Origin of the sequence: Nostoc sp. (assembly GCF_035638895.1) — a bacterium.
In the GTDB taxonomy this organism is placed as follows: Bacteria; Cyanobacteriota; Cyanobacteriia; order Cyanobacteriales; family Nostocaceae; genus Nostoc.
Genome location: NZ_DASQZC010000039.1, coordinates 1 through 12506, shown reverse-complemented (window position 1 = coordinate 12506; position 12506 = coordinate 1). Strand labels below are relative to the sequence as shown.

Genomic DNA, 12506 nt, shown 5'->3' with positions numbered 1-12506 from the left:
CGTTGGTATAGCAAAATGGTTGAATGTTTGTGAAAAATGTATTCGACGAGAACTACAAGTATTGCTGTGTGGTGGTTTTGAGTCGTTATGCAATAGTCCTGGAAACTCTGAGAGATGGTGACATCTCCGCAGGTTCAAATCCTGTCCTCTCCGTATAGCCGGACTGGGTAAGGTTTACAGCCCTACCCATTTCTTTTTTGTCTGTTTTGTGTATTCAGAAGTGGTTGAATTTATTCGGGGTAGTTTTTAAAAACTGCTAGCACTTGTCAAGCGTGAGCATTGCTGTGGGTAGGTATATGACAAGTCTTGTATGCGGATACAAGCCCACCGCAAAAACAAGCCCCCTAGTGGCGATTCTAGATGGGGGTAATAATCTATTGGTGATGTGGTAGTAGGTCATCAAAAATCTATTTACCCATAACGCATATCAAAAAATTAGTATAAACCTTCAAGTTATCCTTAGCTGACTGACCATAGATTATCTCAAATATGTCCTTTAAAGGCAGGCGCACGTCTGGGGGATAGCCGAACGCTTCAATCATTTCATCTATAAAAAATTGCTTCCTAGACTCAAGTACCTCGTCGTGTGTTTCAGCCCTCGCGTTACTTGTAATCATTTTTACCTCGCTAAATAAAAGCGCTCAACGTATACCCCATATTTTGGAAACGACGTTGAAATACGTCGTGTAAAACGTCGTTGGAAAACGTCGTTAGCAGAATGAGGGTACTACAATGTCGGGGAAAGTGTGCTATTCGAGTGAACACGCTCAAACCCTTACTGTATAAGCGTTTCGATTGATTTATTGCATTCCTAATACGCCGCTATCGCCGTCTCTAGCATTGCTAGCAGTCGTGTGCTTTGTACTGGATATCACAATGGTATGCCGGTAGGTTCCCATCGTCAATAGAGAGTGCGTTCGTTCATTGGTAACGGTGTTTGGGGTATGTTTCCTGTTAATGAGTGAGACGTATATATAGCAATGCTCTAACAAGTGCAAGTGAAAGTTATGCAACGTTTCAACGATTCCAGGTAAAGGATGTCTATCCCTTATTTGGCGAACGACGTTTTCCAACGACGTTTTACACGACGTTCCACAACGACGTAACGGAAAAAGGGTGGATGTTACTCATGGTTAATATAGTCAATACAATCGCATATATGATATCGTTGTTCGTCGGTTTATTGATTGCAGACATTTTCAAACTCTTGTTATACATACATCTCAGGCATCAAAAGTTGATAGTATATAGATATAAAAATAGAGGGCTTTTATCCCTCTAATGTTTTTACTGCTGTATGTCTGCTAATAGTATGACGTAGTGATATTTCAATAACGTCGTTTAGTAACGTCGTTATAAACGTCGTTTTCTAACGTCGTTTTCAAAATAGGGATATCTACATTGGTAGTCTACTATCTGGCATTGCGATATCGCTGACATCACTAAGGTACTTTTTCGATATCATTGACGGTGAATTTCCTACCCATCGAGCAACGAGTATACTGTCAACCCCGCCCTTAATCATCTCTGATATTGCAGTGTGCCGCATTTGATAAGGGTTCTTATATACAATATCATCAGCCAGCGTTGCTAGTACTGCTCTCCATGCCCTGTTAGCAAAGTTGTGCCAGTCAATAAGACCACCCTTTTTAGCAGGGAATACTAAATCATCCTGCGTTGTAGTGTCTGTCCTTAAACCGTTCAGAACGCCCTCTATACGACTGGGGACAGTGATAGAGCGCTTGTCTTGTGTCTTTGTACCCGGTTCAGTTTTGCCGCTTGCGGTACGCTTCTGACAGAACGTCACCTTACTACCCTTGACATGTTTCCAATGAAGTGCTAATGCTTCAGACGGACGGCAACCAGTGTAGAACATAAACTCTACTAATGGGGCATAGTACCTGTAACGGTCACTGGCATAGAACGCTTGTATGATGGTGCTTCGCTCATTACCGGTGAACGGGTTAATCTCATCTTGTGACCGTGAGTGCTTTGTAGAAGGTATCAAAGTCTTTAGTCCATCAAATCTGTTTGTCTGTAACTTACCCGTGGACACTCCCCACTTACAGCAAGCCGACATTAGTTTTAAGTGCTTCTCAAGTGTGCTGGATGATGTGCCTTTGTGGTCATTCACAAGCCATTGCATGATGTCCTTAGCATCCCTCACAAGTTTGTGTGGGCATTTTTTCAGCTTGTTTTGAATACGGTTGTAATCAATCACGCTGTTTTCCTTTAAATTCTTGCGCTTGAACTGTATGTAGTCCTCAAACAGTTGTGAAAGGTCAACGGCATCAACAGACAGTCTTGCGGCGACAGTCTCCTTTGCTTCCTCGGCTTCCCGAATAGCGTCTGCTGCTGTCCTGCCTTTCGTAGCATTGGGCTTGTATTTTGTCAAGGTGCTATCGAAGTACCCTGTTATACAGTCTTGCTCGATACGGTGGGCGATTTCTTCTGCTTTAGCGAATGCCAGTTTATCGGAATACTTTGACCCCGGCGCTGGATTAAAACTGTATCGTTCACTGTTGACAGTGAAGCGTAGCATAATCCATCCGTTGTTATTTAGTGGCGTGATTTTAACCATACTGACCTCAAAAAGTGCTTGTTTTCTCCCATTCTGACATACTAATGACATAGAGAAAGGCATAGCAGATGAGGATATAACGTAAAATCCTTGTGTAGTATGTATTTTGAGTAAACTTGAGTTAGGACTGAAAATCCTCGTGTCACCGGTTCAAGTCCGGTTCCTGGCATAACATTAAAACCTCTGAAAGCCTTAGCCTTCAGGGGTTTATTCTTTATCCAAAAACTCTATTTCAGTGCTTGTTATTGGTGTAAAAATGGTGTGGTTTTACGGCACGTTGGCTACTTTTGGACATCCTGTGATATTGTGTCCGCTTGATTGCTTATTAAACTCGAAAAACCCCACCCCGCCAAAGCTATGCTTTGTCTCCCCTCCCCGCAAGCGAGGAGGGGTTGGGGGTGGGGTTCTTTTATTATGGGTAATTTAGCGGACATGATATGACCCGTTAAAAAACAAAAAGACCAGCCTCCCACAGCTGGTCTGGAAAATTTTTTTTGCGTTGTCTTCTCAAGAAAGTTAAAACCCAATTGCGCGTTCCCAAAATGCAACGGGCAACTTTTCTTAACAATATTGTAACAGTCAACACAGATTTTTCGTGAAACTTCATCAAAAAAGATACAAACAAAGGTTAAAAGCCTCTATCCATAAGGATAATTCAGCAAATCGCAGGGTAGAAAAGGAGTGGAGTAGACGAGCAGGGGGAGCAGGGGGAGCAGGGGAAGAATTCTTAATTTTTGACTAATGACTAATGACTAATGACCATTTGTGGTTTTCCCCAAAGTATGGTTTCCTGCTTGTAAATTGCAATTCCCGGTTTTGCTCCTTTAGGTTTGTAGACGTGTTTTAGCTGAGTGTAAACTACTGGCACTTGTTCACTCTGACGGGCGCGACTGTAGTAGGCGGCAAGATTAGCTACAAATTGCAAATCAGCTTCTTCTGCAACAGCACCAGGTTCTAGACGTAATAGTACATGGCTCCCTGGAATTTCTTGAGCGTGGAACCAGATGTCATAATCCCCAGCTACACGAAAGGTCAATTGGTCATTTTGGCGATTGTTGCGACCGATTAATACTTCAAAGCCGTTAGGGGTAAGGTAACGATGAAAGTTGGTGCTGGGGGGTTCATTGGCACTGCGGCTGCGATATTCTGGATCTTCTAAATACTTTTGTCCAATCAACTCTTCGCGGATTTCTTCTAAAGCTCGCAAATCTTCTGCTGTTTGGTAGGTATCTATTTGGCTGATCGCAGCTTCTACTTGTTCTAAATACTCAATTTCTGTCTGCACTTCTAATAGTAGCGGTTCGACGGCAGCACGGGCGCGTTTGAGCTTTTGGTGCTGTTTGTAAAGACCTTGGGCATTTTGGACGGCATTTTTATCTGGTTGGAGAGCGATCGCTACTGGCAAATTTGTATCAAAATCAGCAAGGATAATTTCTTTCATCCCCGGTTCCCAGTTTTGCAAGTGAGCCATCAATAAATCAGCTTTTTGCCGATACTCATCGGCTTGATCTGATTGCTGCAAGCGCGTCTTAAAGGTTTGAGCCTTATTCCGTAATTTCGCCAGAATATTATTCAATTTCTGACTCAACTGATGGCGTAATTGAGAAAATAATTGTTGGTCAATTTGGTTACTGTAGTAGCGGTTAAGTAACTCCTGAATATTTTTGACCTTTTTAACTGCACCCCAACCCATGACGGTGTAGCCATCTTTTGTCCAAGCAGGTTGAAATTTACTCGAATCCAAAGCTTGCAGCCACTCTTGCCAACGTTCAAATAGCCGTTGCCAATCGTCGGGGTTGAGAGTATCGGTGGATGTTTCTGGTGCGAGATTTGCTTCTAACAGCATTAACTCTAGTAGTGCTGCACTCAAGCCACTATAACTTTTGAGCAATTGCCGCTTGATTGCTCCTGGTACTAAACTTACCCGTTCTTGCCAACGTTCTTGTGATTCGTTCAAACTGGGGACAGTCCCAGTCAGTTTTGGCGGTGTTTCATAAGGTTGTCCGGTTTGGATGGGACGGACACTAGATTGTTGCTGACTGACTTGATGAGCTGCGGTGATAATTATATTATTGGCATCGGTGAGAATGACATTGCTATACTTGCCCATGATTTCTGCATAGACATGATATAGGGCGGTTTCTCCAGGACGACGGGCAAATTGCAAATCAATAACCCGCTCCCAAGGGGCGATCGCTTCAATAGCTACCAGTGCTAAACCATTCAATTGGTGTATCAGTTGTTGACTAAAGGTAAAGGTATCTGGCGATCGCGGTGGTGGATCGCCGATACAAATATGTGCAGCTTGAGGATGCCAAGAAATCTGTAGCCAATCTCGCTGTTTCAGGGTGCGTAATGCCATAGCAATAGTGTAGCGATCGCGCTGGTAAACCTGTTCTAAGCGTGATGGTAGCCAGTTAGCGCGGATTTCGCTACAAGCAGCTGTGAGAGTGGTAAAGTCAACTGGTTGCAAAGCGATTAGTTGTTAACATTCAAATGGTAGCGATCGCTATGCTTTTATCTTCGTTTAGTCAAAGCATAGCAGACCTCAACTATCATAGCGGTTACTTGGTTTGGTGATAGCTAACGCAGAAATGTATTATTCATACAGACTCCCAGTACTTAGATCAGAGCTTACCTTTTGATACATTTTTTAGTGCCAAGTTTTGTCAGCTAAAGCTCTATAAATAAACAAGCTAAGTTATATCTTGCACCTGCTCACTTTCCCGCCAGAGAATAAATTCTCTGGCTAATAGCGCAAGTCCACTTAAGTAGACTCTAATCTTTATTGAGTCTTCAATAGATAGACTTTAGCTATTAGCCTCAGAATGAATTCTGAGGCGGTTGTTGGGAATAGCGCAAGTTCTGAGCTAATTAAACTAATAATGGAAATCACTCAGCCTAGAGAAATCTTTAGAATAAATGAAATTATGCATTACCTGAAACCCTTGTAGAGACGTTGCATTGCAACGTCTCTACATTCATTTTTGGAAATGTTGATTGAGTAATGGTGAGTGACGACTAGGAAAATAAAATTATTGCTTACTTCCGAATTACCCATTCACCATTATCTGTTACCCAAGAGAATTATTTAGCAACCAAAATTGGCTGTTTTGCTGTTGACTGCACTAATTCGACTGTTGAATCTACTAGTTCTTTTGCTGCTGACTGCACTAGTTCGGCTGTTGACTCCACTAGTTCTTTTGCTGTTGACTCTACTGGTTGTGGTTGCAACAGTTCTGTGTAAAGTTCACTCAGTTGATATGCTACACCATCCCAGCTAAACTTAGTTTCGACGAGCTTTCTGCCAGCTTTACCCAATTCATCTCGCCATTCTGGAGCTAAAAGAATTCGGTCAATGGCAGATGCAAAGGCATCTACATCTTGTGGTGCTGCCAATAAACCAGTTTCTTCATTAACTACAGTAAACTGAAGTCCGCCGACATCACTTGCTACCACTGGTGTACCGCTTGACATCGCTTCGATCGCTACCAGTCCGAAAGGTTCGTAGTGACTGGGAACAACGCAAACATCAGCAGCTGCGTAATAAGTTGGCAAAATATCTTGACTCAGACGACCAGCAAAAGTGGTAAAGTCGCTCATCCCCAATTCGCTGACGATTTGCTCAATGCGATCGCGCTCAATGCCGTCGCTGTTACCTGGAGTACTGCCACCACCAATAATTAACTGGAGATTTTTGGAGTCACGTAGCTCAGACTCGTTTACTGCCCGCACCAAGGTTTCTATCCCTTTGCGTGGGTCAAAACGCCCTACATATAATACTACTTTGGCTTCTTTATCAATTCCCAATTCAGCCCTGGCTGCTTCTCGTGCAATCGATCCAAAGCGCTGAATATCTGTACCACAGGGAATGATGTCGATATTACCTTTAGTGGAAACTAGCGATCGCATGTGTTGCTGTTCTTGCGGACTTGTCGCTACAATTCGCTCTGCTTTTTCCAACACATCTTTTTCCACTGCTAATCGCACACTAGCAATCTGAGGAATATCTTCTATGGTGTTGTATTTGACCGCTCCCAAAGAGTGGTAGGTGTGAACTTGTTTACTATGTTGGATTTTATTTAACTGCATCCCCACCCAACTAGAGAGCCAATAGTTAGTGTGAACTAATTGGTATGTAAAGTCATTTTTTAATTGAAATTTGAGAAAATTATCCACAAATTCTGGCAGAAATTCAAAAATTTCATCTCGCGGCACAAACTCAAGGGGGCCAGCTTTTAAACGAATAGTTCGGCAATTGTTGCTGTGTTCAACAATCGAGTCTTGCTCCAGACTCACTTTGCGAGTAAACATATCAACTTGCCATCCCAGCTGCGCTAGTGCTTCACCCACGTTACGCACATAAACATTTTGTCCCCCAGCTTCTTCTTTCCCTATTTCAATCGCCGGATCTCCGTGGACGGAAATCAAGGCGATACGTTTTTCGGTGGTAGAGTTCATAGTTTGTGTGTTGCTGATTTTAACAAAGTTTTAAGCTGTTCCGAACTCGTGTATAGCACACTTGTCCGAATTTGTTCAGGAACCTTGATTAATATTGATTTTAATTTATTATGCCTAATATTGTTTTACATCTTCTGCCAGAAGTATACTATTAGATTAAATACAACAAATATTTAATTTCTTTAGATATAGAAAATTGTTATTTTTAGATTTCATGCTTTTGATAGATGAAATAATATTTTTCCTATATAAAAAATATTATTTATAGAAATCGAAAATTGCTGAAAAGCTTATAAATACGTACTTTTAGCTTCGGTACTTTCTCTTATTTCATTTCGGATTGCTATATTAATTCAAAATATCTAATGGTTTTGATAGAGAAATATTATAGTTTCTGTCTTGTTTGTGCAGATATAATCCTTATAGATACATGCATTAAGGTGAGTTTGGCGAAGTGAAAAAGCAGCCGGATGCACAGCCTCTTGTAGAGAAAGCAGTCCGATAAATTAAGCTTTTTGGCGATTTTTGCCTAAGTCCTGAATTAATGCCGTTGAACTCACGTTGTATTAAGTAGTGAGAATAACTGTTAAATATTGATGCAAAATCGGGTAATTTCTTGAATTTGCTTCGGAAAGTCTCAGATTATATTTGCAATCATTAATAAATTTCAGGAGCAAATCAGGTGTTTACTTCAACCTTAGTCGCTGCCGCAACCACACCTCTGCAATGGAGTCCGACAGTTGCACTGATTATCATTGTCGTTAATATCGTTGCCATTGCCTTTGGTAAATTTACCATTAAATATCCCAACGCAGAACCAGGACTACCCTCAGCCAATTTATTTGGTGGTTTTGGTTTACCAGCCCTTTTAGCAACTACTGCCTTTGGTCATATCTTAGGAGTGGGCGTCGTCTTAGGGTTGCATAACCTGGGAAGAATTTAGGTTTTACCCAAGCCTTTATCAAAGAGGACTTGGGGATGGGGAGACAAGGAGACTTGGGGAATTGTCTCCCCATTTCCAAGTCGTGCGGCAACGCCCAAGGGTTTAAGACCCCCACCACTTACTTTTTGGTGGACTTAAATCAGGTGGGGTCTGAATCCCCATCTGAATTCCTCCCCTTGTCCCCTTATCCCCTTGTCCCCTTGTCTCTTTCTTCAATCGATGATTATTTGTCTCCAGCTTTGAGCCAGAGAGTTAGTTCTCTGGCTCATTTTTATTGAAAAGCCAGAGAAACTTTTCCAATACCAAAAGCCCCCTATCGAGGCTTGAATTACTGACTATGGCGGAACTATCTAACTCTTAACGAATGTCCACTCTAGTACCTTGATGGGAGCTTCTTGTAGTGCTTGAGTTAGTTCAGCGCTGCTCTTAAATTTTATTTGGGAGAGGTCGCAGGCTTCAACGTTGACTGTAAATTTTTCGTCCTCGAAGGGCCAAGGTTTGACAACAACCAAGTTATCGCTGCGCTGCATGATGTCATAGCGTTGACCCTCAGGGCCCTTGCTAATTTCTAAAAATCGCTCATCATCAGGTAGTTCTTGCTGACATAAGATAAGAGAAAGGCGATCGCACCATTGCATAAATGCATAGGCTGCATCAACTTCTTCCTTTTTGATGCCTAGTTCTTTGCGCCAACGTTGCTGGTTTTGCAGTTGCTCATCCAAAAGTTTGTCTAGCTTGGAACCCTTACCCCGGCTTGACTCATTTAAACGGCTGATGTGCATGGAAATTAATAAAGCCACCCATCGTCCACGGTAAAGGGCATTCTTAGCCAGACCAGCCAATTTCGGGACACTAGCATCTACATTGGTATTTGAAGAGAGCATGAAGTCCAGTGGCGCACCCGCTTCAGTAAGAATGTCCTCTTCCCACTCTTTTTCTAGGTCGTCGTGATGGGAAATTGCAGCGACGGTTTCATATAACCTTACTGGAGCATCTTTACGCCGCCATTGTCCTGCAAGTTGAGCTGCTAATAAAGCATGGGCGCGGTGATAAATAACTTCCCAACCATTTGGCGTAGCGTTGACAATCACAAATCAATCTCCTGATTCTTAGTTTTGATTTTGAGTTGAATTAATTTCTGAATTCAGAAACGTCGGGGTAGATTTGAAGAGGCGATCGCTCTGACTTCTTCATTGTGGCTTAATATTTATAGCCATTTTCAATTGGGTGTAACATAGTCCATTCTGCATGGCGTAGAGATATGTATTCAAAGTGTTGCATCCAAATCAATATCAGCAAATACTGATCGGCTTAAATTCCCGACTTCTTTAAGAAATCGGGAATCTTGTGGATAAAGCTAAATTCTCCCTCACAAATCCCTGATGTAGACAAACAGTTTAACCATTGCTAAAGAAGGTGGGCAAACAGCCCACCTAATGATTGGGACTTTTCAAGAAGCTCTAACTGCAATCTATGAAATTAAGAGTGACTTTCTAAGGGATTTGCAATGTATTTGAATGTTGGCTCAGAATTCCAAGGGCCACGCTCATCTTGACCATTGCCGTCTGTAGATAGGTTGTAGTAGAGAGCAACAGTTTCATCTGGCTTAATATTACCAAAGAATGGATCTGTCAACTTACCTAGTGAATCTAGAGCTTTCATAAACATCTGGGTATGAGAAATTTCTCGTGTTAACAGATGGACTAAAGTCTCTTGGGTTCCTTTGTCAGTTGCCAACTTAATCAATTCTTCGTAAGTCTGACGAGCGCCAGCTTCTGCTGCAAGGTTAGCTCTTAAATCACGCACTACATCTCCACCCTCATTCAAGTAAGCTGCTGTCCAAGCCTGACCTTGACTATCTAGAAAATGAGGCCCAACCCCTCGGAGTGCAAATAGGGTACTCTTATAAGCCTCTGTTTGATCCACATTTTTGGTATGAGCTTCGATGAGTTTACCAACCATTTCTAAATGGCCAAATTCCTCAATCGCAATGTCTTGCAGCATATCTTTAATTCCAGGATTTTCGACATGGAAGGATTGAACCCAATATTGAAGTGCTGCACTAAGTTCGCCAGTAGCTCCACCAAACTGCTCTAAAAGCAACTGAGCAAAACGAGGGTTTGGTTCAGTTACGTTAACTGCATGAATAGGCTCTTTTTTGTGAAAAAACATAGATTTACACTTCCAAAAATTATGATTTTACAGAATTAACAAACTATTTTATTGTCTCCTAGTATCTTTCAATATTTACCTAGTTTAAGATTTAATAGCTTCTCAAACTGGTTCACTAGAAGACCAATAAAATACAGTAGTCATGTTAGTGTTGATAACTGACAATCAGCAATTAAGCAATGCTGCTTTTTTTGACTAATCCCCATAGATAAATAGCAACAATTGCGCCAATCACAGCTACTAAAATACCTGGAAGAGTTAAACCAGCGCCAGCCGCAGTCATTTGTAGAGTTCCTGTTCGTAGTAAGGTAAACAGACTTCCAGCGACGAAAGCCCCAACTATACCCAAAATCATTGTGGAGAGAATTCTACCACCTTGATAACTAGGATAAACAGCTTTAGCTTAGGCGTAGCCCGCCGTTAGGCATCGCACCTGCTAAAAGTCCTAAAACTACCCAAGCAAGAATACTCATAACTGCCTCAACAATCTCACTTGTATCTAAGTTATCAACTTTGATTCACAATTCTTTCTACCAGATGGGATAAATGCTAAATCCAAAAGTTAGACAAAAAACTTTACATCAAGGTTTCAGATGGAAATTGGTATTTTTATTCTATAAATAAAAATACTAAACGAAAGTTTTGTCAGATAAATCAGGAATTATTGAATACACAAGTCTAGACGTTACTTGCTCTCGAAGTAGATACTAAAATTATATTTTTTGATATCTACCTAAAGATGTAAAAAATAATCTAACTTTTTGGAGATGAATTAAAATAATTTGTAATTCGTAATTAGCAGAATTTATGCAAAAGGCAGTCAAAGCTTTAGAGGATGTTTGAAAAGTCAAAGCCAGTAAAAAATTATGTAAGTCGTATGACTCAAGAATTGAAACACTTATAGTTAAGTGTTTAAAAGATTAGAACTAAAGTCCCCACAACTACTAAACAGCTTCCTAATATTATCTTCAAGTTTAATGTTTCTCCCAGAAACATAACTGAAAATAATAAAACTAATACCAAGCTTGATTTATCAATTGGTGCGACAAGGGAGGCTTTTCCTATTTGTAAAGCTTGGAAGTAAAAAATCCATGATAACCCTGTAGATACTCCAGATAATAATAAGAAGAGCATCGTTTTTTGGGAAATAGCTAAGATATTAACTACATTTCCTTGAAAAAATACAATTCCCCAAGCAATTACTAAGATAACAACAGTTCGGATTGCTGTTGCTAAATTAGAATTAATATTTTCTATGCCAATTTTGGCAAAAATAGTTGTCAATGCTGCAAAGCCAGCCGAAAGTAATGCATATATCCACCACGGTATGGTGTTGCTTTCCATCTTGCCTCCTGGTTCACTAGTCAAAATTAGCAGTGTTATTTAGGCTTATGTTAGGTTGAATTACTTGTTGCAAACTGCAATTGCTTTTCAAAGTAAATTCCCGTTAACCCCTTTGGGGAATGAAAAATTTTTCTCAATTTTTCATTTGAGCGTACTCCTAGGTCGAAGCAAACTACACACAGCGTCTGTCTGCGACACGTTACGCGTACCCCTCCACGATCGCTCCAAATATCTCCAGAAACTTAGAAATTTTTGGGCGTAGGCGTAGCCCGTCGCAGACATCGCAAGCACTAGAAACAGACTATTAACCTCAGAATATTTTACGTTCTTCTAGATGAGCAAGAATATCTGAGCGATCGCGCCACACAGTCCGCAATTTTTTGTTGGCGAACATCTGTAACTGGTCGCTAATGTGGGGCGATCCGGGTTGAGATGCATTACCGTAGCTGGTGAGTGCCATTGCCCGTACAGGGTTGGAAAATTCAATTGCAGCCACATAAGAATCACCTGCAACGGCTTGGAACTGCCCATTTTCTCCGGGAGCAGAATTCAGTACCCGAAAAATTCCCAGTTCCCCATCTCCACCATTACCAGGCAAATCCACATCACCCAACCGTAGCCGAAAAACCTTTCCCCACGGTACATCAAGCGCCCCATAAGTCTTTTCTATCTCTGCTGCAACTGCTTGCAGAGTTGCGACTGCACTTTCAGGATTAGCTAAACCATCGGGTGTGGTGCGTGGATAATTTTCATTCCAAGGTTTACTAAACGTCTTATCTAAATCCATCTGTTGTACCCAAAAGGCAAATAATACAGCCCCACGACTATCTGCATTGGCTTGCCGATCCCATGCTTCTAGGACATTAGCTGCTTTTTGCCCTAAGTCCTGACCGTACTTGCGTGCAGCCGGAATTAAATCATCCAAAATCCGATCAGCCAGTTCCATACGAGTAGAGTGCTTGTATGCAACCATTTCATCAAAAGAGATTTTGTTATCCTCAGCCA

Annotated in this window: 7 protein-coding genes and 2 pseudogenes; 1 reads left to right on the top strand and 8 read right to left on the bottom strand. The window is 41.4% G+C overall.

Annotated elements, in window-relative coordinates; all coding sequences use genetic code 11:
* Window positions 1-1396: 1396 nt before the first annotated feature.
* From VE944_RS01665 to VE944_RS01655, 3 genes and pseudogenes are all read right to left on the bottom strand, one after another.
* On the bottom strand, window positions 1397-2581 hold the full coding sequence (locus VE944_RS01665; protein WP_324971290.1) for a site-specific integrase: 1185 nt from the start codon (window positions 2579-2581) through the stop codon (window positions 1397-1399).
* A gap of 745 nt (window positions 2582-3326) precedes the next feature.
* Window positions 3327-5054 (bottom strand): Rqc2 family fibronectin-binding protein, encoded by a 1728-nt coding sequence (locus VE944_RS01660; RefSeq protein ID WP_324971288.1) that lies wholly within the window; start codon window positions 5052-5054, stop codon window positions 3327-3329.
* A gap of 740 nt (window positions 5055-5794) precedes the next feature.
* A pseudogene (locus VE944_RS01655) lies at window positions 5795-7042 on the bottom strand (glycosyltransferase family 4 protein); the annotation flags it as partial.
* A gap of 682 nt (window positions 7043-7724) precedes the next feature.
* On the opposite strand from VE944_RS01655, the gene psaK reads away from it, so the two are divergent.
* The gene (gene psaK, locus VE944_RS01650; protein WP_324971284.1) at window positions 7725-7985 is read left to right on the top strand and encodes a photosystem I reaction center subunit PsaK; all 261 of its coding nucleotides are present in this window, start codon (window positions 7725-7727) and stop codon (window positions 7983-7985) included.
* A gap of 350 nt (window positions 7986-8335) precedes the next feature.
* Here the strand turns inward: psaK and VE944_RS01645 are convergent, their stop codons facing one another.
* From VE944_RS01645 to VE944_RS01625, 5 genes and pseudogenes are all read right to left on the bottom strand, one after another.
* A complete protein-coding gene (locus VE944_RS01645) occupies window positions 8336-9076 on the bottom strand; it encodes a DUF3891 family protein (RefSeq protein ID WP_324971281.1) in 741 nt (246 codons plus the stop codon).
* Between the two features lie 388 nt (window positions 9077-9464).
* Complete coding sequence (locus VE944_RS01640; protein ID WP_324971279.1) at window positions 9465-10157, bottom strand: manganese catalase family protein; 693 nt, start codon at window positions 10155-10157, stop codon at window positions 9465-9467.
* 172 nt (window positions 10158-10329) lie between these two features.
* A pseudogene (locus VE944_RS01635) lies at window positions 10330-10630 on the bottom strand (GlsB/YeaQ/YmgE family stress response membrane protein).
* A 439-nt stretch (window positions 10631-11069) separates the two neighbouring features.
* The gene (locus tag VE944_RS01630; protein ID WP_324971277.1) at window positions 11070-11501 is read right to left on the bottom strand and encodes an EamA family transporter; all 432 of its coding nucleotides are present in this window, start codon (window positions 11499-11501) and stop codon (window positions 11070-11072) included.
* A 310-nt stretch (window positions 11502-11811) separates the two neighbouring features.
* Window positions 11812-12506: penicillin acylase family protein (locus VE944_RS01625; protein ID WP_324971274.1), on the bottom strand; the 695-nt coding region annotated here is incomplete at its 5' end.